21 protein-coding genes and 1 pseudogene are annotated in these 26,314 nt (G+C 55.3%); 12 read left to right on the top strand and 10 right to left on the bottom strand.

The features are described 5' to 3' along the window. The first annotated feature begins 3 nt into the window (after nt 1–3). From BDD14_RS27545 to BDD14_RS27530, 4 genes are all read left to right on the top strand, one after another. Nucleotides 4–309: a VOC family protein gene (locus BDD14_RS27545; protein WP_242618331.1), complete on the top strand. Its 306-nt coding sequence runs from the start codon at nt 4–6 to the stop codon at nt 307–309. Between the two features lie 76 nt (nt 310–385). Beyond that, nucleotides 386–880 (top strand): VOC family protein, encoded by a 495-nt coding sequence (locus BDD14_RS27540; RefSeq protein ID WP_130424179.1) that lies wholly within the window; start codon nt 386–388, stop codon nt 878–880. Nucleotides 881–1,268: 388 nt separating this feature from the next. Then, nucleotides 1,269–1,739, top strand: a complete 471-nt coding sequence (locus tag BDD14_RS27535; protein ID WP_130424177.1) for a hypothetical protein — start codon at nt 1,269–1,271, stop codon at nt 1,737–1,739. A gap of 14 nt (nt 1,740–1,753) precedes the next feature. Beyond that, on the top strand, nt 1,754–2,317 hold the full coding sequence (locus tag BDD14_RS27530; protein ID WP_130424175.1) for a plasmid pRiA4b ORF-3 family protein: 564 nt from the start codon (nt 1,754–1,756) through the stop codon (nt 2,315–2,317). A gap of 321 nt (nt 2,318–2,638) precedes the next feature. Here the strand turns inward: BDD14_RS27530 and BDD14_RS33430 are convergent, their stop codons facing one another. Beyond that, complete coding sequence (locus BDD14_RS33430; RefSeq protein ID WP_130424173.1) at nt 2,639–6,667, bottom strand: DNA topoisomerase 3; 4,029 nt, start codon at nt 6,665–6,667, stop codon at nt 2,639–2,641. Nucleotides 6,668–6,810: 143 nt separating this feature from the next. Between BDD14_RS33430 and BDD14_RS27520 the strand changes: the two genes are divergently transcribed. Further along, nucleotides 6,811–7,842 carry an IS110 family RNA-guided transposase gene (locus BDD14_RS27520; RefSeq protein ID WP_130424171.1) on the top strand — a complete coding sequence of 344 codons (1,032 nt, stop codon included), beginning with the start codon at nt 6,811–6,813 and terminating at the stop codon, nt 7,840–7,842. Between the two features lie 586 nt (nt 7,843–8,428). Here BDD14_RS27520 and BDD14_RS27515 read toward each other — a convergent pair. Both BDD14_RS27515 and BDD14_RS27510 read right to left on the bottom strand, forming a co-directional pair. Further along, nucleotides 8,429–8,959, bottom strand: a complete 531-nt coding sequence (locus tag BDD14_RS27515; RefSeq protein WP_130424169.1) for a dihydrofolate reductase family protein — start codon at nt 8,957–8,959, stop codon at nt 8,429–8,431. Nucleotides 8,960–9,057: 98 nt separating this feature from the next. Then, nucleotides 9,058–9,258, bottom strand: coding sequence for a cold-shock protein (locus BDD14_RS27510; RefSeq protein WP_020711995.1), 201 nt, complete (start codon nt 9,256–9,258; stop codon nt 9,058–9,060). An 825-nt stretch (nt 9,259–10,083) separates the two neighbouring features. On the opposite strand from BDD14_RS27510, the gene BDD14_RS27505 reads away from it, so the two are divergent. The 4 genes from BDD14_RS27505 to BDD14_RS27490 all read left to right on the top strand — a co-directional run bounded on the left by BDD14_RS27505 (nt 10,084) and on the right by BDD14_RS27490 (nt 15,432). Next, entirely contained in the window at nt 10,084–11,385 is a 1,302-nt protein-coding gene (locus BDD14_RS27505) for a CoA transferase (protein ID WP_207231907.1), read from the top strand. Nucleotides 11,386–11,543: 158 nt separating this feature from the next. Continuing rightward, on the top strand, nt 11,544–12,446 hold the full coding sequence (locus BDD14_RS27500; protein ID WP_130424165.1) for a hypothetical protein: 903 nt from the start codon (nt 11,544–11,546) through the stop codon (nt 12,444–12,446). Nucleotides 12,447–12,542: 96 nt separating this feature from the next. Further along, nucleotides 12,543–13,496 carry a 3-hydroxyacyl-CoA dehydrogenase NAD-binding domain-containing protein gene (locus tag BDD14_RS27495; RefSeq protein ID WP_130424163.1) on the top strand — a complete coding sequence of 318 codons (954 nt, stop codon included), beginning with the start codon at nt 12,543–12,545 and terminating at the stop codon, nt 13,494–13,496. A 433-nt stretch (nt 13,497–13,929) separates the two neighbouring features. After that, a complete protein-coding gene (locus BDD14_RS27490) occupies nt 13,930–15,432 on the top strand; it encodes a carbohydrate porin (RefSeq protein ID WP_165420343.1) in 1,503 nt (500 codons plus the stop codon). Between the two features lie 581 nt (nt 15,433–16,013). Here BDD14_RS27490 and BDD14_RS27485 read toward each other — a convergent pair. The 4 genes from BDD14_RS27485 to BDD14_RS27475 all read right to left on the bottom strand — a co-directional run bounded on the left by BDD14_RS27485 (nt 16,014) and on the right by BDD14_RS27475 (nt 19,404). After that, a complete protein-coding gene (locus tag BDD14_RS27485; RefSeq protein ID WP_130424159.1) occupies nt 16,014–16,553 on the bottom strand; it encodes a hypothetical protein in 540 nt (179 codons plus the stop codon). Nucleotides 16,554–16,614: 61 nt separating this feature from the next. Beyond that, nucleotides 16,615–17,640: a hypothetical protein gene (locus BDD14_RS27480; protein WP_130424157.1), complete on the bottom strand. Its 1,026-nt coding sequence runs from the start codon at nt 17,638–17,640 to the stop codon at nt 16,615–16,617. A 24-nt stretch (nt 17,641–17,664) separates the two neighbouring features. Next, nucleotides 17,665–17,820 carry a hypothetical protein gene (locus BDD14_RS32120; protein WP_165420296.1) on the bottom strand — a complete coding sequence of 52 codons (156 nt, stop codon included), beginning with the start codon at nt 17,818–17,820 and terminating at the stop codon, nt 17,665–17,667. 534 nt (nt 17,821–18,354) lie between these two features. Then, nucleotides 18,355–19,404: an Lnb N-terminal periplasmic domain-containing protein gene (locus BDD14_RS27475; protein WP_130424155.1), complete on the bottom strand. Its 1,050-nt coding sequence runs from the start codon at nt 19,402–19,404 to the stop codon at nt 18,355–18,357. Between the two features lie 495 nt (nt 19,405–19,899). Here BDD14_RS27475 and BDD14_RS27470 point away from each other — a divergent pair, with 495 nt between their 5' ends. Beyond that, entirely contained in the window at nt 19,900–20,082 is a 183-nt protein-coding gene (locus BDD14_RS27470; RefSeq protein ID WP_130424153.1) for a hypothetical protein, read from the top strand. Between the two features lie 22 nt (nt 20,083–20,104). Here BDD14_RS27470 and tal read toward each other — a convergent pair whose 3' ends face one another. From tal to BDD14_RS33425, 3 genes and pseudogenes are all read right to left on the bottom strand, one after another. Next, nucleotides 20,105–21,076 (bottom strand): transaldolase, encoded by a 972-nt coding sequence (tal, locus tag BDD14_RS27465; protein WP_130424151.1) that lies wholly within the window; start codon nt 21,074–21,076, stop codon nt 20,105–20,107. 50 nt (nt 21,077–21,126) lie between these two features. Continuing rightward, complete coding sequence (locus BDD14_RS27460) at nt 21,127–22,506, bottom strand: NAD(P)/FAD-dependent oxidoreductase (protein WP_130424149.1); 1,380 nt, start codon at nt 22,504–22,506, stop codon at nt 21,127–21,129. Nucleotides 22,507–22,731: 225 nt separating this feature from the next. Next, nucleotides 22,732–22,871 (bottom strand): annotated as a pseudogene (locus tag BDD14_RS33425) (DUF1738 domain-containing protein); the annotation flags it as partial. 469 nt (nt 22,872–23,340) lie between these two features. Between BDD14_RS33425 and BDD14_RS27450 the strand changes: the two are divergent. Together BDD14_RS27450 and BDD14_RS27445 are read left to right on the top strand one after the other, a co-directional pair. Next, nucleotides 23,341–24,246, top strand: a complete 906-nt coding sequence (locus BDD14_RS27450; RefSeq protein ID WP_130424147.1) for an OmpA family protein — start codon at nt 23,341–23,343, stop codon at nt 24,244–24,246. Between the two features lie 511 nt (nt 24,247–24,757). Next, nucleotides 24,758–26,299 carry a mechanosensitive ion channel family protein gene (locus BDD14_RS27445; protein WP_165420342.1) on the top strand — a complete coding sequence of 514 codons (1,542 nt, stop codon included), beginning with the start codon at nt 24,758–24,760 and terminating at the stop codon, nt 26,297–26,299. The last annotated feature ends 15 nt before the right edge of the window (nt 26,300–26,314 follow it).

The following is a 26,314-nucleotide window of genomic DNA, read 5'->3' as shown; positions in this document are numbered from 1 at the left end:
TGTATGAAATGGTACGAGCGGCATCTCGATCTGGTGAAGTCCGACGGATCTTTCGCGTTTCCTGCCCCGACGCAACGCGCTCAGGTCGTCTTCGCCTTTTTCAAACAAGACGATGCATACTTCCCTCCGGCACAGAAAGCAATGATCAATCTCCAGGTGGACGACCTGGATGGTGTGCTGGACCGTCTGATAGACGAAGGTGTCATCGTCGATCCAAAACGCGAAAGCTATGACTTCGGAAAGTTTGGCTGGATCAACGATCCGGAAGGAAATCGTGTCGAGCTTTGGCAGCCTGTCGCAATTGACTGATGCCGTGCCGACCCAGATTGGTCCCCATAGGTCGCGGTCGAGATAACCGTACATGTGGGCAAACATGGAGGACGTCATGAAAATGCAACGCCGTGAAGTGCTTGGGGTGCTCACCGCCGCTGCCGGATCGGCATTACTGCCGGGGTCTTTTGCCGCCGCAGAGCAAACGCCCGCTGCGAACCATCTGCCGAAGGAGAGGGTGACTGGTATCGGCGGCGTATTCTTTCGCGCGCGTGATCCCAAGGCGTTGGCGCAATGGTATCAGGACCACCTTGGTGTCTTCGTAACTCCGCAGAGCTCCAACGATCCAGTGTGGAATCAGCAAGCCGGACCGACGAGTTTTTCACCCTTTCCCGAGAAGACCAATTACTTTGGCGACGCGACGAAGCAGTGGATGATCAACTTTCGTGTGGGCGATCTTGACAAGATGGCTGGACAGCTTGAAGCAGCGGGCATCGCGGTGAAGGTGGACCCCACGATATATCCGTACGGTCGCTTTGCACGCATTCATGATCCAGAAGGCAACCCAATCGAGCTATGGCAGCCGCTGAATGCCGTCACTGTGAAGTAGGTCCCGGGTTTCGTCAGGTCAGACTTCAGCCGTGCCTGAGGACGCTGCGTAGTGCGAGCTTGAGCGCCTGAGATAAGCCATAGCCGGCAGAGTTACCTCAGCGGGCTAGTCTTGCTAACGATTCGGTAATGGGAAGTCGGCCAGTGTCCCGGATTTCGGGGAGGTGCGCTTGGGGCCAGTTCCAGGCAGAGTGCCGGTATCGATCGGAACACAATGATGCGGCGAGTTCACGCACATAGCCTGGAATTGCCGGACGGAGAAGTGGTTGCCTCTGGCTCTTAGCCATGACAGTTGGCGATGCATCGAAATGAGGCTTGGTGTGAGGGTAAACTCAAATTGATACAAGTTGCTCCCCTTCGATCAACCTCACGAGACGAGAATTGCAACATTGACCAGTGAACAGGAGCTTCGCCAGAAGCTGCGTAAAATCGCAGCGCTGTTCGAGGGCGCGACGACTACAGGCGAGCGTGATGCCGCAGCCGCGCTCAACCGCATTCGTGCGGCGCTTAGCGCTGCGGAAAATACCGAACGAACCATCGAGATGAACTTTCGCCTGCCGGACCGCTGGGGCCGCCGGCTTTTCCTGGCCCTTTGCCGCCGATATGGGCTCAGACCTTACCGCTATCCGCGCCAACGTTATTCGACGGTTGTCCTGCGCGCACCCGAGTCCTTCATTAAGGAGACGCTGTGGCCCGAGTATCTGGAGATCTCGCGGGCACTCGACGACTATCTGAATGAGGCCACCGAGCGGATTATTCGTGAAGAAGTCTTCGGCGATGCTGCAGAAGCCGAGGAGCGGACCGAAGCTCCTCCGAAGCATCTACCGGCAATTGGATTCTCGCTCGAAGCAGAAGACTGAGGCAGAGGAAAGTAATGGACATCTATCGAGTGCATGTGTCGCTCCGGGATATCGAGCCAGCCATCTGGAGGCGCATCGAGCTCTCCAGCCAAATAACGCTCAAGCAGCTTCACCGCATCTTGCAGATAGCCATGGGATGGCGGAATGATCACCTGCACGAGTACATCGTCGACGGGCGGCGCTACGGAACACCGGATCCGGCATATGACGACCCTGGGGAGATCGTTCGCGAGACAGGCGTTCGGATCGCGACCGTGTTACCAGAGCCCGGCGCCGAGATCCTCTATGTTTATGATTTCGGAGACTACTGGCAACATGATGTCCGACTGGAGGCAGCTTTTCCGCCGGAGTCGGATATAAAGTATCCCCGAATTCTCGATGGCGCGCGGAACTGCCCGCCAGAAGACTGCGGCGGAGCGGGCGGCTACGCCGATCTGCTTGAAATCCTTCTGGATCCGACGCATGAGGAGTTTGAACACATGCGCGAATGGGCAGGCCCTCACTTCAACGCGGAGGTCTTCTCCGTCAATGCCCCAAACGAACGTCTCCAGAAAAATCGGTCTCTGGCTGTAAAGTAGGTCTCGTTCAGCTGAGAGGCTCGCCGGTATGTGCGTCGTTCACGACACTCTGCTATGGAACGCCATCGCCACTGCAGACGCCGAAGAGCAGATTTGTAATGCGAAGTCGGCTTCTCGTCAGTCAACTGTCGCGGTAGGAACGATCATCGCTGATCGCCCCCCGCACAGATCCCCGGGATGCGCGAGGCTGTGGTTTGTACTGGTAAAGGAATATTTCTACAGGTTAAGGAATAACGACATCGGCGCCGCGCTGGGAATACAGGTTGAGGACGTGTTCACGCGAACCGGGGCTGTGGGTGCGACTTGATGGGACTCACGGCGTCAACGTGAACCTGCAATCAGACGATAGATATGTGCTCCATATTTTTGCACGATACTCATGCCAATGCCCGGCACAGCCAGTAACTCCGCATCGTTGTGGGGACAGTTGGTAGCGATACCTTTCAGCGCTCGATCGCCAAAGATCCGAAATGCCGGAATGTTTCTGCGCTCCGCCTCGCTCAGGCGCCAGGCACGTAAAGCCTGTTCAATGCGAGTCTCTTTCTCTGGCTCGGACGCAGTCGTTCTTGTTCTTGGCGGCCTGGATTGGGTTCGACCGGTGGTGTTTGGAGAAGCGTTAGACTTACTGGATTTCTTCTGGCGCTTGCGCTTGGAAACTGGCCGTCCAGCGTCCTTCATAACGAAGAGCACCGGCGTAGTCTGATCGGTGGATCGCCCCGCTGGAGTAAGGCTGACAGTGCGGTAGGGAATCTGTTTGCCTTGTTTTTCGAAGACAGCATCCGCAAACTTGATGAGTTCTGCCCGGGCCATGGCTCCAAGGACTTCTTCGAAGTTGTCTCGGCTCATCTCTCCTCCGGGACAAAGCTCGGCGTGCAGCTTGCCGGTCGATTTGTTGGAGACGGTCTGCAAGGCGCGCAACACTCGATGAAGAGTTGTTCGTTCCTCTTCCGTCGCGGTTCGGAATCTTTGGGCAACGCACTTGGCGGGAGCACAGAAATCGCACACGCCACAAGCTCTGGCACTATCCGACGTATCGCCGAAGTGACGAACAAGGGACGTCATGCGGCATTGATTGCTTTCCGCAAAACGAATCATCTGATCGATCTGCGCCCGCTTCTGCTCGCCCTGCAGGATGTAGGACGCGCGCCATAGCCCCTCGCCCTGGCTGACATTCTCCGCAAAGTCCAGCACGGCCCCCTTATGGATCCAAAGCTTCTCGATGATTTTGTCGAAGAGTTCTCCCTCCATCGCCAAGGATTTGCGCAGCGCCTCCTTCGGTTGGGGTTCTGTACGAAGACTTGCAAATACTCGATCCAGCAGTGGAACGGCCGGGTAATCCCGACTGAAGAAGAAGTCATGGGTATGACGGTCTCCATACGAGTGCATCAAAATGGCGCGACTCGCTTTTCCGTCGCGCCCCGCGCGGCCGATCTCCTGGTAATACCCTTCCAGACTGCCTGGAAGGGCGGTGTGAATCACGGTTCGGATATTCGTCTTATCGATCCCCATACCGAACGCCGTGGTTGCCACCATGACGTCCAGTTTGCCCGCCATGAATTCTTCCTGCACTTGCCGCCGTCGCTCGGCATCCAGTCCGGCGTGGTATACGGCTACGGCAAACTCGCTTGCCCACTCTTCCGCCAGAGCGTCAGCCTGCTTGCGCGTAGGGGTGTACACGATGGCTGGGCGGTGTTTGCCTTCGAGCAGGATCTCCCGAGCGAGCTGAGACCGTTGCGAAGGCAAAGCTTCTACAAGCTCGATGCCGATGTTTTCGCGGCGGAAACCATGGATGAAGTGTGCGGGCTCAGTCAAGCCTAGCTGAGTTGCAATGTCGTTCTGGACCAGCGGTGTTGCTGTGGCCGTGAGCGCCAGCATCGGAGCAGGACGAAGACCAGGTAGATACTGGCCAAGCATCCGATAGTCAGGTCGAAAATCGTGGCCCCATTGCGAGATGCAGTGCGCTTCATCGATCGCGATCAGTGATGGTTTTCGCTTGGCCAGCATTTCGGGAAAGCCTGCCACCCGAAGTCGTTCGGGAGCAATGAAGAGAAACTGCAATTTGCCGCCGAGGTAGTCGGAACAGATACGGCGCGAAGTTTCACGATCACGACCTGAATGGATGCATTCAACAGCGAGGCCTTTCTCTTTCAGCTTCTGCACCTGATCGTCCATCAATGCTATGAGTGGACTGATCACGAGAGTGGTTCCACCTCGTGCCAATCCAGGCAGCTGGTAACAAAGCGACTTGCCCGAGCCGGTCGGCATGACAAGCAGCGCGTCTTTTCCCGCGGTTACTGCCCGACAGACGGCTTCCTGGTTAGGGCGAAACTGGGCGAAGCCGAACGCGTTTTGCAAGAGTTCGGGGAGACTTGTGCTGTTGAGGAATTTCTTTGGACTGGGGAGACCAGAAGGATCGGAAGTCTTTGTCGATGCGGGGCGCGGCGGCGCAAGTTGAACTGGCGAAGTCTGACGAACCTTGCTGACAACCGAACGCACGTATTGACAGATGCCATCCAGGAATGGCTCCAGCTGGGATTCACCAAGTTGGATCTTCTTGAGAAAGGCCTCCCATTGGCCGGTCATCGCAGGACTCTTGACTTCGGGATGAACCACTTCTATAAGATGGATCCCCTTTTCTGTTGCCTCTAGAACCTTCCCCGAGCGAACGATATAGCCACGCTTCAATAGCACTTCGATCGTGGCCGCCCGTGTGGCAGGCGTACCGAGGCCCGTCTCTTTCATCACCTCGGACAGTTCTTTCTCGTCGAGGCTTTGACCCGCCGTCTGCATCGCGGTCAAGAGTGTGCCCTCGGTAAATCGCTTCGGGGGTTTGGTCTTCTTTTTCTTGGCCTCTATATTCGCGATGTCCTGTGGCTGTCCTATGGCAAGATTTACTGGCAAGATCTGCTCCGGAGTTTTCTCCTCATCCCTGCCCTTTGCCTCTCTCTTTCGCCCCTCCGACCCAACGTCAAGGACCTTCCAACCCAACTGTTGCACGACAGTCCCCGTGGTTCGATAGCGGTCCACGAATTCCTCATGCGTGATTGCGGTAATCACGGTCGTCACGGACTGAATGTGATCGTCATGCCACATCATGAGGAAGCGGCTGCAGATCAAACCGTAAATCTTGCGTTCCTTTTCCGTCAGGTTGGCCTTCTCGGGGGAAACTGCATTGGGAATGATGGCGTGATGGTCGCTCACCTTACTGTCGTCGACAAATCGCTTTCCAAGTGGGCGCTCCCCTGTTCCTGCAGCCAGTTGCTTCTGATAGCTTGCGGAAACTGCGGCGACAATGCCTGGAGCTGTAGCGGCAACGTCAACAGAGAGATGACGACTATCCGTCCTTGGATAGCTGATCAGTTTGTTCCGTTCATAGAGTGCCTGCGCGATATCAAGAGTCTCTTGGGCACTAAAGCCAAACAGACGATTCGCATGCCGCTGCAGCTCAGTGAGGTCGTAAAGCAGGGGTGGTTGCATCCGCTGCGTCTCGGAAGAGAGTGACTCAATGACCGCTTCTCCCGCACGAGCGCGAAGGATGATGCTTTTGGCATCCTGGCCATCGGCAGGCAATCGCGAGTTGTTGGCCTGAGCGTTGTTGCCCTTTTTCGACCCTGTTTGCGGACGGAACCATGTGCCTTGATAGGTTTCCTTATCCTGATTTTCCCGTCCCTGAAACGTCGCGACAACCTCGATGTAGTCTTCGGAGACAAAATTGCGGAGGGTAAGTTCGCGATCGACAAGCATGGCCAGAGTCGGCGTCTGCACCCGTCCGACGGAAAGCTCCTCACTATAGAAAAGTGAATAGGCCCGTGACAGATTCATGCCAACAAGCCAATCGGCTCGGCTTCGGCCACTGGCCGCGTCCGCCAATCGATCATATTGACTGCCTGGGCGAAGATTGTCGAACCCTTTTCGGATGGCATCCGGAGTCAGCGAAGAAATCCAAAGTCGGCTGACCGGCTTTTTGCTTTCAGCCGCATCGTAGATGTAGCGGAAGATCAGTTCGCCTTCCCGCCCAGCATCCGTCGCGCATACTATCCGCGACACACGCGCCGACGTTAGAATCTTTCGCACCACTTCGAACTGATCTTTGGTTCGCTCGTAGACAACCAGTGGCCACTGCTCGGGCAGGATCGGCAACAGATCCATGCGCCATTGCCGCCATTGAAGATTGATTTCGTGCGGTTGTGCGAGGGAAACCAGATGTCCAATCGCCCAGGTGACCACATAGCCGTTTCCCTGGAGATAGCCTTCGCCTCGCTTGTCGGCTCCGAGGACACGGGCAATGTCTCGTGCGACAGATGGCTTTTCAGTCAGGACCGCAACGGTACTGGATTCGCTTGCTTTCATTTGTACCTTCAGGTCTAGACGCTCAACTCGATCGTAAATTGTCGACCTCTGCTTGCTACGATCGAACGTGAGTTTACTAAGATGGTCCGCCGCTTGATCTTCCCCGGAAGATCTTGTAGGCAGATTCAAGGAGGATCATCGACATGCAGATTCGATCGGTTGGTATTGACCTTGGCAAGACGACCTTTCACCTGGTGGCACTTGGTGATAACGGCAAGGTGCTGCTGAAGAAGAAGTTTACCCAGAAGCAGTTGATTGCCTTCACCGCGAACATGCAGACCTGCTTGATCGGGATGGAAGCATGTTCGGGGTCGCACTTCCTCGGCCGTGCTTTACGGGAACAAGGCCATGATGTGAAGTTGATTCCAGCCCAGTTCGTGAAGCCGTTTGTGAAGTCGAACAAGAACGATTTCATCGACGCTGAAGCGATTGCTGAGGCTGTGGATCGCGAGAACATGCGCTTCGTGCCGATCAAGACAGATGACCAGCTCGACCTGCAAGCTCTCCATCGCGTGCGTGACCGGCTCATGGCGCGAAGAACTTCTCTGATCAACCAGATTCGTGCGTTCCTGCTGGAGCGGGGCATCGTGTTCGCCAAGAGCCCGATTCGGCTGAGGGAAGCTCTGCCTGAGGTGCTTGAGAACGTCAACGAGAACCTCACCCCTAGGATGCGGAACCTGGTTGCCATGCTGTGGAGCGAGTGGAAGGACCTGGAGCTTCAGATCGTGCAGATGAACGACGAAGTGGAACGGATCGCTTCGAGCGATGCTGCGTGTCGGAGACTGCTGCAGATCCCTGGCATCGGACCGCTGGTTGCAACCGCGATCGTGGCCTCCATCGGTAACGGCGCAGCCTTCCGCAAGGGACGAGAGTTCGCGGCCTGGTTGGGGCTACTACCGAACCAGCATTCGACCGGTGGCAAGGTGAGGCTGTATGGAATCAGCAAGCGCGGTAACTCTTACCTGCGCAAGATCCTGATTCATGGAGCACGCGCGGTCGTATTGCGATCCAAGCGGGACCGAATCGCGATGGGCGCCTGGATGACCTCGCTTGAGACGAGGGCGCCACGAAACGTATTGATCGTGGCAACAGCACACAAACTGGCGCGGATCGCGTGGGCAGTGCTCTCGACGGGCCAGGACTATCGCGCAGTACCCGAGGCACTGACAGTGTAAGCAGGCTTAGCCACCAGCAACATCAAGTTCTCCCCACCGAGGTCTGCACCGGATAAGTGAAGATGAAAGAACAGTTAAAACGGCGCACCTGAAACCTGCTTGCCGAAATGGCCAATACGAGGCCGGGCGTTTTCAAAGGACAGGTACGCGGCGTATCTCATCAAGGCCAGGAGAAAACTCTCCACCTAAAGGCCGAATACATTGACGCAGACTTTCCTTCATTCGAAACTTTTCCCTTGCATTCACACGGCGGACCATACATTCGGCAAGGGTGTCCGTATTCTGAGACTGGCCCCATTAAGCCCAACGCCTCGAACAGGTAAATTAGACTTTGTCGCTCACCGTCATGGCGCGGTTTTGCATCTGGGCAATGCGTTTGGCGCCATGGGATCAAAGGCATCAAGGATTAATGCCCAACCCCTCGAAAAGGTAAAAATAGGTAAGGAGCTGTCCTGCACGCATTCGATCTGACGGGCAGCGTCAGTTTTGGTCGAATGCTGCGCCGCTGCGCCACCGGGACTTTTCTACTTTGATGACCCAAAGCGGACCTGACGCCCCGGCGCAATCCGTCGGGCGAGTCGCGCGATTAAGCGGGAACGTACGTCAACCTAATCACTTCCTCGCCAACGAGATCGCTGGTCACAAGGCGGAGCGGCGGCCGAGGGCCGGAGAAGAATGGCTTGCCGCGACCAAGTACGATGGGGTGGAGGTAAAGTCGATACTCATCAATAAGACCAAGGTTGGTTAGGCTTCCTGCCAAGTCTGGTCCGGCCACTTCAATCTCCCCAACTGGCTGTGCCTTCAGCCCACGTATCACCGCCTCGATGTCATCCTCGACAAGTGTGGCGTTGGGTCCGACCGACTTCAACGTGCGCGACACAACCCACTTCGGCTGGCTCCGCCACGCCGCCGCGAAGTCGTGTTCCTCCGCGCCCCAATCCGGGCAGTCTTCGTCCCAATAACGCATTACCTCGTACATGCGGCGACCGTACACACTGCCCGTCAGGTCGCGCGCTTGCTCTATGAAGTGACGAAAGAGCGCCGGGCTTGGCCTAAATTCCAGATGGTCGACGTAGCCATCCAAGGACTGGTTCATTCCATAGACGAGCTTTGCCATGGTACAAAATCTCCACCCCAGGTTCTTCAGAATAGCTTGAGCCGACGTTCCGCAGAAAGGTTGGGCATTAATAGCCCTTTCGCAAAGAAGTAAGCAATTTAAAGAGGCTGAATGTCGGCTGCCTGCCAGCCCTTAGGCCCCTTAATCACATTGAACTGCACAGCCTGACCCTCTTGGAGGCTCTTGAAGCCGCTCGAGGTGATTGCGGAGTAATGTGCGAAAACGTCTTCGCCGTTTTGACGGCTGATGAAGCCAAACCCCTTGGCATCGTTAAACCACTTCACTGTTCCCTGTTCCATCGTGTTTTCCTCGGTTCTCATCTGTTGCCATGCTCAGTCAAATTGGGGTTCGGGTCGCATCTTTGCTGAAACCAAACTTGTTCCCGTGCAAGGTGTTTGCATATTAGCACCCCGCTCGTCAAATTGTGGCGTCCCCAAAATCCGCGAGAAGTCGCGGTCTCCACTACAGTCCCAGGTTGTCGTTCACCGCGATCTCGATATCCTGCTCGGGAAATTGCTGCGACCACTCGAGGCAGCAGATGGATCACTGATGTTCGGGGTGTCGACCGCGATGATTTTTGCCGTCATTCTGCGTTTAATTCAGACTCGATTTGCGGATCTCAGCGACTAAGTAATCGCTGGCGTAGGTGGAACTCCAAACATCTCATTGCCCACCTATTTGAAAATACGTGCTGACAAATTAGCTCGGATTTGTCGCGATAAGGAATGCAGAGCAAGGAAGGGCTGCGTTTGAGTTGGTTGTGCAGCTCAGGAATGAAATGTTACCGATATTCCGCAGCATCTGAATGATTCCTACAAGGAACATGTAATTTATTCGGACCACTCACGGTTGCTAGTATCACTCAGTCGAAGAGCTGACATCATCCAGGAGTCTAAGTAATGAGGTATGTATCCGTGGTTAAGGAAGAAACTCAAGCCCCAGATCGTTTAACCGAGACTATCGTCGACAAACTAAACAATCCTTCCACCTCCTCAGCTTTCGACTTCCACGAAGGAGTGAATCAAGTTTTGGCAGACGTTGGAATGTCAGCAGCAGACAGCGGCGGGCAACTAACTTTCTATGGCCAAGATCCCATTGTTCCTAGCCGGATCCGATTTGCAACGATGGCAGGCATAGGCCTCGCTGCCAAAACTATTGCTGCTGCCGCGGTGTGGAGGGACCGAACTGGACAGGTCCAGGACGTTCATGTCGACGTTCGCAAAGCCTTTCGACGCTTCGGCGGCTTCTTCGAAGGGATCTGGGAGACCATGAACGGGCGCTCTCCCGCAATGGGCTTCTTCGACAACAATCCCTTCTTTAAATTTCCACTCTTCCGTGAAACACGCGATGGCCGGCATGTCGTGACTCTGAACTTCTACCCTAAGCTGCATCAACGTGCACTCAACTTCTTCCGATGCAGCGACAACGTCGAATCGCTCCAGAATTCCATTCTGCAATGGCGTGCAGATGACTTGGAGGCGGCTGCTGCCGAAGAGGGATTAGTCCTTGCTAAAGTTCGTACGTTTGAAGAGTTGCGCGAGGAGTTGCAGTACACCGAAGTGCTCGCAGGGATGCCCCTAATTTCCGTCGAGAAGATCGGTGAAAGCGAGCCCATTCCTTTCAAGCCAGACGCCAAATCTCCACTCGACGGAATTCGAGCCTTCGGAATGGGTCATGTGATTGCCGGCGCGGCAATTGGGCGAGACCTAGCCTTCTATGGTGCCGACGTCCTGAATATCTGGAGGCCCAACGACACCGAAGTAGAGGGCTTCTTCTGGGACGTTCAGGTTGGCATGCGCTCTACCATTCTGGATTCCTCTAAAGAGGATCGCGCCAAGTTCGATGCGTTACTCAAGGATGCCGACATCTTCTTCGCAAATAAGCGCCCTGGCTATTTGAAATCCCACGGACTGGATGCGGAAGAGTTATGCGCAAAAAAGCCCGGACTGATCCACGCTACCGTCGTTCTTCACGGAGAAAATGGTCCGTGGGCGAACCGGCCAGGCTTTGATGAGATTGGTGCAACGGTGGCGGGCGTTTTCGCCCTGGAAGGGTCGCTCACCAGCCCGAAGCAGCCGCCCATTGTACCCATCTGCGACAACGTTGTGGGTTGGCTCGGCACTGTGGGCGTTCTCGCAGCGCTGCGCAGGCGAGCCGTGGAGGGAGGAAGCTACAAGGTCGTCGTCTCGCTCACTCGCACTGTGCTCTGGCAGCTCTCGCTCGGCATCTTCGACAGGGCCTACGCTCATACGACGGCCGGCTCCTCTGAAGAGCACACAAATGTCGCCCCGGATCTGTTCACCGCAGAGACCCCGCTCGGCACGTACCAGGGGCTCGACGAGCAGGTCTACCTGTCCAAGTCTCCTGGGTCGTATCGGACCGTGATCGTTCCGCGAGGATCGAACAAACCTGAGTGGCTGAGTTGATTCGGATATTTGTATCCCATTTCGGACTGTCAGCAGTTCGGATTTGACAACAGCCCGCTTAGGCGATGGTCGGCGGTTAAGGGAACGAATCGTTGGGTTCCTGGCAACCGGCTTTAGTTGAACGGGCATTGATCGCAATTTGAAGAAGAGAGGACAACATGAATTCCGGAAAACTCTACATGCTCCAGCTCCGACCAGGCGGCGAAATCATTGAGATGGATCCCGATGGTAGCAATCGCCGCACTCTGCTTGGGAATCTGCTCGACAACGTAGACGGAATCGTTATCGACAAGAGGACCAAGACGTTGTACTGGACAAACATGGGACCGGCAATGGGTCCACGTGAAGGTGATTTTTTTCAGGCTGACGGTTCGATCGAGTGCATCGGGCTAAACGGTGCCAATCGTCGTATGTTGGTCGGTCATGGCCTCACGGTGACACCCAAGCAGGTAGCGGCCGACTTCGGCGCGGGATTCTTGTATTGGTGTGATCGCGAGGCCATGCGCGTGATGCGCTCGAACCTCGACGGTTCAAACGTGACTGTTCTCGTTCGCAACGGTGTGTTCCCTGCCGATTCGCAGGACGTAATGCGTCACTGCGTCGGCATTGCCGTTGATCCGGTGAACCGCTATATCTACTGGACGCAAAAGGGTCCACCGGATGGTGGCAAGGGGCGCATCTTCCGAGCCGGGCTTGAAATTCCGGCGGATCAGCAGCCCGAGAACCGCACGGATATCGAACTACTGATCGATCACTTGCCTGAGCCGATCGATCTCGAACTCGACACCAAGAACAACCTTCTCTACTGGACTGACCGAGGCAACCTCGATGGCGGCAACTCGCTAAACCGCGCCCGTATCGGTACCAAGCAACTGGAAAACCACGAGGTACTCGCAACTGGACTGCAGGAAGGTATTGGGCTTGCCATCGATCACGCCAATCAGCGTGCGTTTACGACAGAACTCGGTGGAGAAGTACGCGTAGCCCCGCTCGAAGCCAAAGCGCAATTCACCACGATTGCAAAGTTAGGAATCCTAACTGGAATTGCCTACGTTGCGTAAGCGGCGAGGCTCGTCTTTCTGATCTTCTAAACCGCGACCTTCGAGCCGGGATGGAAGCCGGCTGAAGCATGCGTAATGAACGCAATCGAGGAGAATATGAAAAATGATCTCAATGTAAGAACAGTCGGTATCGTGGGTTGTGGGCTGATCGGGATGAGTTGGGCGGCTTACTATCTCGCGAAAGGATTTGCGGTGCGCGCAACCGATCCCGTGGCCAACGCCGAGGAGAAGTTGCGCGCGTATATCGATAGCGCATGGCCGCTGTTGGAGGAAATGGGTCTTGAGCCAGGTGCCGATAAGAACACCCTGACGTTTTCTACGAATCTGAAGGAATCTTTGAGAGGCGTCGACTTTGTCCAGGAAAACGGCCCAGAGCGGGTAGATCTCAAGCTCAAGCTCTTCAAAGACATTTCTGACGCGGTTGGTCCCGATGTCATCATTGCGAGTAGTTCTTCGGGCATTCCTGTTTCGAATTTCCAAACTGAGGCGACCAACCCGGCGCGTATCCTGCTTGGGCATCCTTTCAACCCACCACACGTCGTCCCGCTGGTCGAAGTCGTCGGAGGCAAGCTAACATCCGCTGAGAACGTTACACGTGCTGTCAAATTCTATGCACAGATCGGCAAGAAGCCGATTCGCATGAAGAAGGAAATGAAAGGTCATATCGCGAACCGAATTCAGGCCGCGGTGTTCCGTGAGGTGCTCTATTTGCTGGATCAAGATGCGGCCAGCCTGGCCGACATCGACATCGCTATGGCACACGGTCCTGGGCTGCGATGGGCCATCCTTGGCCAGTTCATGAACGCGAATCTGGGCGGTGGAGACGCGGGAATCAAACATCTCCTCGAGCATCTCGGTCCAGCGATGGAAGGTTGGTGGGCGGATCTCGGTCGCATCGAGCACGTAACTCCGCAGATGGCTGAGAAGGCCGAAGCTGGAATCAATGAGATTCTCAAGGTTCACACGGCCAACGACATTGCAGCGGCGCGTGACAATGTCTTGTTGCAGATCCTCAAGGCAAAGGTTGGAGACAAAAGGCTGCCGTACTGAGTACTCATTTCATTCCACAAGCGAGAAGACCTTGAGCCAAGTACAGCCATCGTAGCTCGAACCTGGGCTGCGATGGCTGTACCGCTCGGCAACTGATATGACAGAGCATGCGGACGAAGTCTTTAGTGGCGCGATTAAATCCAACCCGCGGGCGAATGCGCGGTCTTTGACTACGCGCGGTGAGTCCGGAGTCTTTCTTCAACCTTTGGCCGATGTTGTTCCGTCACCTCAAAGCAAGTTCAGTGGGCCTACGCGCACTCAGGGAGAAGCAATTCAAGCGGCATCAATCTGCATCTGCCAGTCGCCCTCCCCCTCTAGCAGGTTCGCCTGTACGATCGCGCTCTGCCTCGCGTTAGCAGGGATCATCGCTGATCCGACAACGTGTCATGCGCAGTCGCCGTCGGCCAGTACCCCTGCCACGTCCGAGAATGCAATGACGGCTGATGTGCATGCGACTCAGAACCAGATCTCCGACCCAACTCATGACAATAAGCCGAACGAAGAGAAAACTACGCCTTCCCGCGCGAATGCAACTGACTCTTGGGGTCCAGTTCCAACAAAAAAAGCTTCTGTTGCTAATTTGGCACCCTACCTCCTGCCATACTTCAACAACGGACCCGTGTTCGGGCTGCCAGGAACCGACTCGAGAGATTTCCGCTATCGCACTCAATTGAGTGGCGATTGGGGCGGGCTGCGAACAGATCTAGCTCGTCATGGATTTTTCTTTGATCTTTACTCAACGAGTGCATATCAAGACGTAGCGTCAGGTGGTCTCAAAACCGGAAGCGCCTTCATACAAAACACCCAGCTCTCGATCAATGTGGATACCGGGCGCGCGGGACTCTGGCCGGGCGGCGTATTCCATATCACCTTGGAAGCCAGGAATGGAAGCTCTTCACCGCAGAATACTTTTACCGTGGGCTCCATCGTGCCTCAGTACACCGGGCTGGCCTTCCCAGGTCCCTTCTTCGTCCATGATGTCCTCCCCACGGAGTATTTCCTATTTCAGTCTCTGACGCCGAAATTCTCCGTCATCTTGGGAAAGGTCAACGTGCTCACCCACGCCGACCAGACCTTTTTCGGCAACAGCTACAAGTACGACTTCGCCAACCTAAACTTCAACAAGAATCCGATGGCCCTCAATTTTTACAACACCACTTCGTTGGCAGCGATTGGGGTGTGGACGCCGTCAAAATGGCTAACCACTGCTGCCGGCGTGTTCGATCCCAATAGCCAGGCGGATAATTTGGCCACGAATGCCTTCGATCGGGTAAACATCTATGGCATCACAATCTTTTCATACAAGATCGGCAACTTACCGGGTAAATCCTGGGCGCAGGCCAACTGGACGAACAAGCCGAAAATCGATTTGACGTCACCATTTGGGCAGTTGTCGCCGTCGGAAGTTCCCCAGGCTGTCGGAGTTCTGTTGGGGACTCCTTCAGCTCAGGCTTTGCCCATCAACTATAAGGGTAAGAGTTGGGTGACGATCGGAAACTTTTCGCAGTATCTCTTTGTGAAAGATCACCCTGCGGCGGTCGCTGAGAAACTCGGGAGCGGCCAGGAGCTCAGAGGAATTGGTCTGTTCGGACGCATCGGATATGCCCCAGAGCACACCAACCCTATCACGCGTGATGCGAGCGTAGCGTTGTTTGCCTATGGCCTCTCTGATCACAGGCCCAATGACAGTTTTGGATTGGGAATCTATCACAATGGAATTAGTCAGCCTTTGAAAGATGACATCAAGCGGCTCACAGGAGCCGCAGCCACTGTGAAAAACGAGAATGGTCTCGAGGTCTTCTACGATGTCGCGATCACTCCGGAGATCAGGCTGATTCCAAGTTATCAGCACATTTGGAACCCTATGGCCGCTGGGGCGGCGAACAATGAACACCACGCGGACGTATTTCTTCTTCGCTCGAGCTTTACATGGTGAGGGAGAATCGTTTGGTCGGGAGTGGTATCTGCTGCGCAGAAAGAATCAAATGCTGAAACAATCTCCAACGTTTTCGACAATTCGCACACCTTCCTCCTATCCGGCATCGCACAAGCGTTTCCTTCAAGGTGTAGTTTTCAGAATTATTTGGCGTAGAGTTTCAGAGCTATTTGGCGCAAGACACTGGCTTCAAAGGGTTGAACTGCGTGTCAAAGCAACTCTTACTAGTCCGAGGCTTAAAAGGCATAAAGACCTTCAACTCATTTCACATGAGTCGGTTGACGCGGAGCCTGGCGAAGAAGTTGGCTCCATGTACGCCACTTAATCCCGAAATACTACGCCAAATAATTCCGAAACTCGGCGCCATTTAAAGTCGAAAGCTACAGTCTAGAAGAGCACGTTTATCCCACCGCTCTCGAACTCCGAATGTTCCATCACCAGAGTGGGAGATCCCGGCTGTTGCGCATCGCCTCGGCCTCCGACGGACAGAGCGACCCGCGGCATGTTGTCCCGCATACTCTGGATCCTTAATCCCAATCACTTCATCTACCTGTTTTCAATTCGGATCTTAGGAGAACTGCTCACTTTACGGGCGGACTTCCCGGTAGCACATAGCGAAGGCCAAGATAGAGCATGTTTAAATCGGCGCTATCAGGTTGGTGGGGCGCCACGTACCAAGGATGTCGAGCCACCCAGGAGTACTGGCCGCTGAACTGGAATGCGCCGTAGTTTGGGTTTTTCCAAAAGACCCGTGTGAAACCTCCAGTGACCTGCTGGATAGTTCTGTTCTGGCTGTTCGGAGAACCTGTGTACCCGTAGCCGACTGGCTTTCCGGTCGACGGATCGATCGTCACGTTCCTGCCGAGGTACGTGGCGCCGTAGTAGCTGAAGACTTTCAACTTCGGGTTCACTTGGTACTCGAGGCCGTTCACCGTGGACATGGCCTGCACCAGCGATGGAGAGCCGTCGGCCCTGATAATCAGGTTCGGCCCCTCCCCAAAGATAAAACGGCCGCCGCCATTGCTATAAAAGTTGTTCGTGAACAATGACAGATTCTTCAACACCTCAAACCCAGCATTGAACGCGACTCCGCCCCCGACGGTGCTGAAACTCTTGCTCACCGACGGGTTGTAGAAAGTGAATCGATTTATCAGGCCCCCGACCTCGAAATGTATCGCGCGATCACCAATCTTGGGATCGACAGCTATTTTCGTAATGAAATCCGAGTTCGGATTCGGAACCGCGAGACCACCGCTCCCCCGTATTGACCTGGCCGAAGTAGTCAGGAGCGAATGCTGCGGGGAGAGTTATCGCGCCGGCCCCAGCCGACCCGCCGGCGTACGCATCCCCGGATTCAAATGACACACCCATCGATACTATCGAAGAAGGATGGTAAAGTGCGCGGAATTGGGGAGTACGCGCCCACACAAGGCCTGATTGGATGTTCGGGTCCAAATCTTGAGTGAGGAACAGATTGCCAGGCAAAGCAGGGATCCCCTTGCGGCCGGGCGTCAACAAACTCCAGGCCTGACCCGCAAGGATCTCCCATTTGCCTCTCTGGAGGTCGGCGAAAGCAAGCCGCAGACGCATCCCGTAGGCGTTGGAGGTAGTTGTGGCATTGCCCGGTTGAAAACCCAAAAAATCCGTCTCTACCACACCCAAAACATTCGTACCAAACGCCTTGGTATTTATCTGTACGCCCATCCGTGAGTTCGCGGCGCTAGAAATCGTCTGGCGCCGGGCGCCGAACACGGTGTTGCTGAATGGGATCTCCGCAAAATTGGTTGGCACCCCGCTTGATACAACGTGGGAACGCCAGACCTGCATGAAATCGAGGAAGCCAATCGGAGTGATCGATGTGCCGCCAATCTCCAGAGAGAGGGGGGCCTTGATGGGAGCCGAATCCGGAAAGGAGGGAACTACGGCTGCCGGGACGGGTGTCGGGACAGGTGCCAGCACCGGTGCCGGGACGGGTGTCGGGACAGGTGTCGCAGCCGAAAGCGCCTTTTCAAGCAACCTTTGCTGCGTTTCAACGAGCCTGCGAAGGTCGTTGATCTGTTGCTGTTGCGCTTCAAGGCGCCGCTCGATCTCAACAGGCACGGCTCCCGCCGGCGGCAGGTTCTGTCCCGAGGCCAGCTGTATGAACACGACACACGCAACGGCCCAAACCGCGGCAATCCGCTTCGTGTCTCTTTTTGTGATTTTCATCGTTTTTCTCTTAATTGATTGTGTTTACATTTCCGGCGTTGTCATCATGCTGTAGGCTTCACCGAATCTGATCGGTCGGTTGGCGGCGAATCGGATCTTGCCGGTGGGCGAGGGAATCAGGGCAATGTAGCTGAGGTCGTAGCCGAGTGTGAAGTTTGGCAGCCTCGCAAAAAGGACCACGACAGAACTCCATGAGAAGGAAGGGGCGGGTCTTTGGGTGAGTAGGCGGGTCGATGTGCGGATGCGTGCTCGGTTCCACTGGTTCCCCCTCAGCTTTCTGTGTGCGAAGCTATTTGCCCATAATCTCCTGGACAGTGCGATCGTTCTTGACTGCCTGAAGAAGCGGTCAGAATCAGGTGCGCACCATCTTAGCCTAGTAAAAGGACCAGCCCACGGTGGTGGAGCCGCCGAGGTTGTTGGTGGGGGCTCCGACGGAGCCGGAAACAGGGAAGCCGATAGCCAAGCAAATCTCTGGCGGGCTCAAAAGCCTTGTGCTCAAGGAACCATTGGAATGGTGTCGGCGGCGAGGTCTTCGGAGAGTGATAGTAGTTGTGGCCACACACGAGGTATGGGTGCTCGACGAGAGGTTGTGTCAGGACGAGGCTGGGCTCAGACTGCCACACTTCGTCGGCGAGGAAGCGGTAGAAGTATGCGAATTCCGAACTTGACTTAGCCAAGACATGGGTATCCTCAGCAAGCGACGATCGGAACGGTTCAGAAGCCCACCCGCCCTGCTCGAATGAGCCCGGAGAAATCAGGAGATTGATCGACGGTTTGTGCAAGTGGGTTAATGTGCTCCCGCCGTTTTAGTTCCTCGAAGGGTAGGCCATCAGTCACCAGCCGCCCACGCTCATAGAGCAATTCATCCAAACTTCCGTTTAGGAGGAGCCTATATGTCCAGGGCTTCGGATTCGGGAGGTCAGCAGTCAGCTGACCACTGAGCGTAGTTGTGCAGTTCTTCGTTGCTGCGTTATACCACTCTGGATGATCACGAAGATGGTTAAGATAGACCAGGTAAGTCAGGAAAAACTTCCGAGCAATATCCGCGGGGGCGCTTGTGCGGTACATATAGACTTCCTCATTCTTGCGATAGTTGGTCCGTAGCCGAATAACATCGCGTTCGTCAGCCGCAATAAAGATCAATTCATATTGCCTGAAGAAACCGAGTATCGCCGAATAGGCCTGCCCCGGCCGGTAGCGAGCTTCAATTGAAAACGCAAGATGTTGGTTATTGCCAAAATCAAAGCTCACAATTGGGTGACCGATCCAACGCACTCCCCAATTGATGAAGAAAAAATCCGTACCCCGAAGCTCCGAAAGGCTGAATGTACGGTCAGTCCAGCAATTCGTGTATTCAACTTCGGAGCGGTAGTCGCAGTTACGAAGGTTATGTATCGTAACCTTGTCTCCGTCAATCTCGGCCCACGCTCTTCGGGCTACGTCCTGTCGCCAATTTGCATCATCTACCGGCTTCAGGCTTAGCCACCATACCAGGACCACGCAAGGACAGATGAGCGAATAGAAACCCCTTCGTCGCCTAGTCGTGACTAGGAGCAAGATCTCTACAACAAGATAGATAACAACGAACACAATGCGCATTGATGCAATTCGAGAATCGACGTAAATAGCGGCAACAGCCCAAAGATTAAGCAACAGAAGTCCGAACCACATAATCCCAACGGCGAGCGCTTTACAAGCTCTTAAGAGAAACTTCGATCTCTTAGCGGGTGCAGGTGGAAGCTCGAGTGTCTTGCTATCGATCATCTAAGCATCTCTCGTTTTTTACCTTTGCATCTGCGACTCAGTAACTAGGTCTTATCGACACTCAAAGATTTCATTTGTATCGCAACCTCCTATCGGATGCTCTTTGAGGTACAAGGGTACATGAGCGTCTAGGTTGAGGTGTCTCAAGTGCCAGAAATCACACTATTCTGCAAGATACCGACAACTACTCGACGATTAGGCCTACGTGGGGACGAGAGTACCCATTGCGCTTTACCTCTTCTGATTGGGGAAAAATGGCCATATACACTCATTGGTCAAATTGAGCATCAAACTAAAACGCTTTCGCGAGGAAACTATATGAAGATGAGAGGTTCTATATTTTCCTCGTTGCTCGTCGTCCCCCCTTTCTGACACCCTGGGTTAGGGCACAAGTCCTTAAGTTCCTGTCTGAAACGTACCGAAAAATCTCTGTCTAAGGGCCCGAAGGCAGCAGTGAGCGCGTTATCCAACACGACGTAAATTGGAAAGGCAATCATGAAAAGTCGAGGCGCGCGAGCATGGCTCACACTTTGCGTCATAGCAGCCGCTAGCAGTGTGCATTCCCAGGAACTCTTCAAGCACGAGAAGGTGCATCCAAAACTCGGACTTGTTCTTGAGGGCGGCGGCGCGTTGGGCCTCGCCCACATTGGAGTCATAACGTGGATGGAGGAGCAGTAAGCGTGTGATCTTCCCCACTGGATTAGTTGTTAGCTGCGGGGTGATGATGCGGCCATGGAACGTGGGGAAGTTGTAGGGCGGAGGCGGACGCAGCGGGTACATCGCAGCATGGCGGAGAAGCGCCGGATTGTGGAGTTGGTGCCGTGTTCACCGTATTGGGTGCGGCCAGGGCCTTGATGTAGAGGACGTCGGAGGCCTTGGGGTCCTTGGTTCCGGTGCTGGCCCATAGTAGCCGTTGCGGGTTGTAACCGGCTTGCGAAATTCGCTTCCAATCCGGCGTGTCCAGCAGGTCACGGTATGCTTTGTACGTACGCTTGGCGATCGCGATTCCTAAACGGTCTCGCAGCGCTTCGGGCACTTTGTTCATGACAGCCACGTCCCAGCGGCTGATAAAGACCGAGGCCACGGAGCCAACGTTGGGTTGCAGCCCGGCGGCAATTCGGCGCTCGATGCCGCGCCGGTACGCTCCGGCCGCTGCCAGGTAATGCTCACGCGAGAAAAGCAGGGTAACATTGATCGATACACCGGCGAAGATCGCCTCTTCAATGGCGGGCAGGCCCTGCTGGGTACCAGGAATCTTGATGAACAGGTTGGGGCGTGCCGCTCGGCTGTGCAGGTCCTTGGCTGCGGTCAGGGTACTCGCGGTGTCGTAGGCCAGCAAAGGCGACACTTCCAATGAGACCCATCCGTCTACACCCTTGGTTTGCTCGTGAATGGGGTGGAACAGATCGGCGGCGCGTCGCAGGTCCTCGATAGCAAGTTCGAAGAACAGCGCTTCTGCCGACCTGCTTTCGCCTAACTTTTGGCGAATCGCCGCGTCGTACGATGTGCTGTTTTTGATGGCATGATCGAAGATTGTGGGGTTCGAGGTCAGCCCGGTTACGGATAGCTCGTGAATATAACGCTTTAAGGTACCGCTATCCAGCAGGTCGCGAGTGATGTTATCCAGCCACAAACTCTGACCTAGGTCGTGAAGCAGTTGCGTCGCCTTCATCTTCACACCTCAAAGTCTCCGCGCCCGAAAGTATCACGCCTGCCATAACGTCAAGACGTCTTGTCTGTTTGGCTGCTTGCGGGCGACACTGCGGAAATCCTTTCTTCCCCGTCATCGTTCCAGTTGATCTGCAATTCTTCGGCGCGGTCTAGAACCGCATCACCGCGCGCCCCTCCGAAATAGTCCCAGGCCCACTCCAAAAAGGCCTCGATCTTCGCGCGAGTGGAGGATAGCAGGGCGGCGTGCACTCCGAGCCACGCCGCGAACGCGATAGCACCTTGAAGTTCGTGGCGATGCTCACCGACTTCGGCCACGGCCGAGTTACGTCCGATCATCGCCATGATGCCTTTATCAAAATAGTGGAACGGGTCTCTTGGCTTTCCTGCTATGTCCGACAAGATATTCCTGGCGGACCATTTGCCAGACTGTTCCGCCACAGAAGCAAGCTGGGGCAGCGGTCTACCGTCCTTGTCCGCGATATTGGCGAAGTCTCCCAGGGCATAAACACCCGTTAAACCCGGCACCGTAAGGTCGGCTTCAACATCGATACGGCCACCATGCCCAGTCTTGACCCCCAAGTTGTCTGATAACGACGCAGCCTTGAGCCCTCCTGCCCAGATGACGGTGTGCGTAGAAATCCTGGTGCCGTCTGAGAGCACCACGTGCCCACTCCCAACCTCCTTCACCCGTGTGCCCAGGCGAATTTGCACTCCGCGTTCCTCAAGCATTTTGGCAGCGTATGTCTGGGCCTTTGGGGAAAACGTACTTAACACCGCGTGGCCCCCATCCACCAGGAGAATCTGCCCCCGGTCCACGGCGAGGTTCTTATAAGCCTTGTCGCGGGTCCCTCTCTTCAGCGACGACTGCAGCATGTCCCCAAACGCACCTGCCATCTCCGTGCCCGTAGCGCCAGCGCCTACGATGACGAAGTTGAGCGCTCCCTTGGCAACGAGCGAGGGATCGCGATCCGCGGATTCGAGCATGGCCAGGATGCGTGACCGTAGTCGCTCAGCATCGTGCAGGGAGTACAGTGGATAGCTGTGCTCGTCCGCTCCCGGTGTGCCGAAAAAGTTTGCCTGCGAGCCGGCGGCCAGCACCAGAAAGTCACCCTCATAGTGCTGCCCCTCAGCGGTGTCCACCGTACGCGTGTTGAGATCGATCGAGACGACCTCTGTCATTTTCACGTCTACGTTCGGGTGGCTCCTAAGCGTTCCGCGCAAATTGAAAGCTATATTGCCCGGACCCAGGATCGCGGTGGCCACTTGATAGAGCAGCGGCTGGAACTGCTGATAGTTATTCTTGTCAAGCAACGTGATTCGAACATTCGGATTCGCAGCCAGCTTGCGGGCGCAGTTCAGGCCGGCGAATCCACCGCCTACGATCAAGACGCGCTTCACGCTGTTCGGATTTTGTTCGTTGGACTGGGTCATGGTTACCTGACCTCACAAATACGAACAAATGTATAAGGAACACAACAACCCGCGCTACTGGGAGAACTACCGGTGCGAACAATCGCCCTGAATTAGGCGCATGCCCTCGGATTCGAACAATACCATAACTTTCCGTACCTTGACATATCGATTTAGCCGAGTAGCGGCCATCCGCAAGCAGTCCCCGTGGTGGCTTGAAAAGTCCCCCGCCGTCCTGAAGTGTATTTCAGTTTCGCGAACTGTCTTGGTGGTGGCGGTGCGCCGCTCGGCATTGTGCAACATAAGTGCGCAAGTTCATGCACAAGGGTTGAGAACTCCTCAGCTTTTGACTGTCGCGGCAGTAATGCGATCATATGCCCATGAGATTGAAGGCCCTGGAGATGGCCTTTGCTGTCGGGGCCCCACTCATCATTGTCTTTGCTGTCGCGGCCCCACTCATCATTAAGGATGATACTGATCCTGGGAAAAGGCGTTGATGCTCCCGGTGTTGCGTTTCAAAACGGAAAGAGTGACTCAAACGAGCGATTTGACCCTTATCTTGGGATCCGCCGCCGCCATTGCCTCCTCTGCAAGCCTAAGGTCGCCGGCGAAATTCAATTCATCAACAAGCTGTTCGATGTTGCTGCCCGATCTGCAAATCGTTACGAGCGAGTTGCGTCTGCGCCAACTAATGCAACAGAGCCACCCTTCTTCATATCGCTCCTTATCCCCGTTCAAAGATCTGGCCCACCCACGGAAATTAGCTTATCCCGCGACACTTCCACTGACATCTCGCACAGCAACCGCCACCATCTCGCCATTGCGGTACACTTATCGGCAATCGAGGTAACGACCATGTGCAAGCCACGTCTCGCCGGGTCCCTGACGCTCCCCAGCCTCCTCATAACAACCTTCCTTCTAACCAATTCCCCGGCCATCGCTCAATCCACCCAGATCAAAGGAATCATCGACGGACGAACCGGCGCCACCATGTCCATCAAGGTAGTCGACTCCCCCGACACCACGGTTCTCCTCTCCGACACGACTAATGTGCAGGAGGTTGAAGGCGTCTTCCACGGACGCAAGAAAGACATGCCGATGACCTCTCTCATCCCCGGTCTTCCTGTTGACGTCAGCGGAAGCATGAACGCCCAGAACCAGCTCGCCGCCGACAGCGTCAAGTTCAAAGGCTCCGACCTCAAAGCCGCCATGGACGCGCAGGCAGGCCTCAAGCCCACCACACAGCAACTTCAGCAAACCCAGCAGCAGGTCGACCAGCAAAAGGCTGCTCTTCAGGCCCAACAAGCCCAGCTCACGGCCGAGCAGAAGAAGATTGCCGCCAACAAAGCCGCAATCGCCGCCGCCAACAAACGCTTCGGCGAGCTTGGTGATTACAACATCCTGGGCGAGGCCACCGTCTACTTTGCCAACGGCAAAACCACCGTCGACAGCGCAGACAAGGCAAAGCTCCTGCAGCTGGCACAGCAGGCGAAGGCAATCACGGCCTACATCCTGCAGGTGCAGGGATACGCCTCTGCGGTCGGCAGCGCCGCCCTCAACCAGAGACTCAGCAGCGAACGCGCAAACGCCGTCACTGAGATTCTCGAGCAGGATGGCGGTATTCCCCTCACCAACATACTCGCCCCCGGTGCCATGGGTACTTCCTCCCAGGTAGATTCCGACAAAACAGCGGAAGGCCAGGCTGAGAACCGCCGCGTAGTCGTCAGAATCCTCCAGAACAAAGGCATCGCAGGGACCTAGAGCCTTCACAAACTACAGCTGCATCAGACGGCTTGTAGCATCGTCGAGCTAAACGCTCTTGTCAGAAGCGATGGATTGATTAGATGGATTACTCGACGCCGGCGCTGACAGAGTCGAAGCAAGCTGTTGTTATGTAATCGATGAAGGCCACTTCGTCGGCAACCCGCTGTTGGATCAAGACTTTCGAGCCAACAACGGTGATTACCAGATTATGCAGCCTCGGGCCACTATAGTTCGTCAATGAGCGGATGGCTCTGCAACTCGTGAACTGACAGACAATGGATGCGGACCGACGTGGATGAGAGAGATGGTTTTTCCCAGAAAGCAACGACGAGGGGTAAGCCAGCCGCTTATTAGTTTCTGTGCTCTCCGCATAGTCCTGTCGGTTTTCTTGCTAATAGGATTAAGTGCGCAGTCTCTCGCCCAGATTCCGGCTTCTGCGCCTCCGCCCGCCAAAGCTGAGCCTGCTACAATCGCCGACCCGCTCGGACGGGAAACTCCCCGGGGCACCATGATGGGTCTTGCGAAGTATGGAGAAGAACGCCGGGACTATGCGGCCGCTGCTCGTTACATGCAACTGGATAGTCGCCAGCGAGCGGACCCGGTGCAGCTAGGCAAAGAACTTCTGGCACTGCACACAAAGTTCGAAGGCAACATCGAATTGTTGAGCAATGAGCCCAGCAGCTGGGTTGAAGCTGGACTGCCGAGCGACCATGTGCGTGCTGGCGTCTATAAAGTAGGTAGCACGACCGTTGACGTGATCCTCGTACGTGTGGATGATCCGCAGTCAGGAAAAATCTGGCTGCTTTCCAAGGAGACGGTTGCGAAAATACCCGGGCTCTACGCCCAGATGGAAGCCGAAAAGCCGGCATTGAAGGATCGAATCACGGCTTGGACTTTGGGCGGCGTGCAACTACTAGGAATGTCCTTCAGGCAATGGCTCGGGTGGCTGCTCTCGATCCTGGTCTCTTGGTTGGTAGTATGGCTGCTGGCGCTCCTGTTGAGCATGCCCAGACGGATCTGGTGCAGACTCCGAAAGGTTCCCTGCATAACAATCTGGGACACACCGCTCGGATTGCCGCTGCGGTGCATCATTGCGATCCTGCTGCATACCTTCTTTGTTTACCTGCTTCAGCCACCGCTTCGGTATCGCGTCTTCTACGTTCGTTTTATAGCTGCTCTCCTAGTGGCTAGCGTGGCGTGGCTTGTGAGCAACATCACTGATCAAGGCTTCAAACACGCAGTGAAACGAACTCAGGCGCATCGCCGCGGCGGAGAGTCGATCCTGATCGTGGTGCAGCGACTGACGCGCGTAGCAATGTTCATCGTTGCATTCGTGGCCGCATTGGCTCTGTTCGGATTGAACGTCGGGACCGCACTCGCTGGCTTCGGCATTGGAGGACTGGCGATAGCCTTCGCTGCGCAAAAAACGCTTGAGAATCTTCTGGGCGGGGTCTCGTTGCTAATGGACAAGGCTTTACATATTGGCAATTTTTGCAAAATCGGTAATCAATTCGGCACGGTCGAAGACATCGGCCTACGCTCTATAAAGCTGCGAACCCTCGATCAAAGCCTGCTCGTGGTTCCGAACGGATTGCTCTCCCAAATGCAGTTCGAGAATTTTGGGCCTCGTAAAAAATGCCTCCTCAATCAGCACTTTTCTCTGCGAATTGAGACGGAGGCCGAACAGTTACGCCTTGTGCTCGATCGCGTGCAGAGCATGCTCGATCAACAACCTATGATCGAGACTGGAACCTCGAGAATTCGCGTCGCGAATTTCGCCGGTGCTTCCTTCGATCTGGAGTTGTGGGCGTATGTTAAAACGAATAACTGGGCAGAGTTCACGGCCATTCGCCAAGACGTCATCCTCAAGATCGCTGAGATTGTCGAAGCCGCGGGTACTCGGCTTGCCGCACCCACACAATTGACCTACTTATCCGGCGACGCCGTCATTGACGCCGGAAAGGAGAACGCCACTGTTCGCCACGTGATCGAACTTCGGGCCGACAATTCCTTCCGATTTCCAGGAGAGAGTCGAACCGGAACGGAATGATCGCCCCGGATATGT

The organism is Edaphobacter modestus (assembly GCF_004217555.1).
GTDB lineage: Bacteria > Acidobacteriota > Terriglobia > Terriglobales > Acidobacteriaceae > Edaphobacter > Edaphobacter modestus.
This window is presented reverse-complemented; position numbering and strand designations above follow the sequence as displayed.

Bases quoted from the DNA above. Each gene is read 5' to 3' on its own strand.
- BDD14_RS27545 (WP_242618331.1), top strand. From the start codon at position 4: ATGAAATGGTACGAGCGGCATCTCGATCTGGTGAAGTCCGACGGATCT.
- BDD14_RS27540 (WP_130424179.1), top strand. From the start codon at position 386: ATGAAAATGCAACGCCGTGAAGTGCTTGGGGTGCTCACCGCCGCTGCC.
- BDD14_RS27530 (WP_130424175.1), top strand. From the start codon at position 1,754: ATGGACATCTATCGAGTGCATGTGTCGCTCCGGGATATCGAGCCAGCC.
- BDD14_RS33430 (WP_130424173.1), bottom strand. From the start codon at position 6,667: ATGAAAGCAAGCGAATCCAGTACCGTTGCGGTCCTGACTGAAAAGCCA.
- BDD14_RS27520 (WP_130424171.1), top strand. From the start codon at position 6,811: ATGCAGATTCGATCGGTTGGTATTGACCTTGGCAAGACGACCTTTCAC.
- BDD14_RS27515 (WP_130424169.1), bottom strand. From the start codon at position 8,959: ATGGCAAAGCTCGTCTATGGAATGAACCAGTCCTTGGATGGCTACGTC.
- BDD14_RS27510 (WP_020711995.1), bottom strand. From the start codon at position 9,258: ATGGAACAGGGAACAGTGAAGTGGTTTAACGATGCCAAGGGGTTTGGC.
- BDD14_RS27505 (WP_207231907.1), top strand. From the start codon at position 10,084: ATGGCAGGCATAGGCCTCGCTGCCAAAACTATTGCTGCTGCCGCGGTG.
- BDD14_RS27500 (WP_130424165.1), top strand. From the start codon at position 11,544: ATGAATTCCGGAAAACTCTACATGCTCCAGCTCCGACCAGGCGGCGAA.
- BDD14_RS27495 (WP_130424163.1), top strand. From the start codon at position 12,543: ATGAAAAATGATCTCAATGTAAGAACAGTCGGTATCGTGGGTTGTGGG.
- BDD14_RS27490 (WP_165420343.1), top strand. From the start codon at position 13,930: ATGACGGCTGATGTGCATGCGACTCAGAACCAGATCTCCGACCCAACT.
- BDD14_RS27480 (WP_130424157.1), bottom strand. From the start codon at position 17,640: ATGAAAATCACAAAAAGAGACACGAAGCGGATTGCCGCGGTTTGGGCC.
- BDD14_RS27475 (WP_130424155.1), bottom strand. From the start codon at position 19,404: ATGATCGATAGCAAGACACTCGAGCTTCCACCTGCACCCGCTAAGAGA.
- BDD14_RS27470 (WP_130424153.1), top strand. From the start codon at position 19,900: ATGAAAAGTCGAGGCGCGCGAGCATGGCTCACACTTTGCGTCATAGCA.
- tal (WP_130424151.1), bottom strand. From the start codon at position 21,076: ATGAAGGCGACGCAACTGCTTCACGACCTAGGTCAGAGTTTGTGGCTG.
- BDD14_RS27460 (WP_130424149.1), bottom strand. From the start codon at position 22,506: ATGACCCAGTCCAACGAACAAAATCCGAACAGCGTGAAGCGCGTCTTG.
- BDD14_RS27450 (WP_130424147.1), top strand. From the start codon at position 23,341: ATGTGCAAGCCACGTCTCGCCGGGTCCCTGACGCTCCCCAGCCTCCTC.
- BDD14_RS27445 (WP_165420342.1), top strand. From the start codon at position 24,758: ATGATGGGTCTTGCGAAGTATGGAGAAGAACGCCGGGACTATGCGGCC.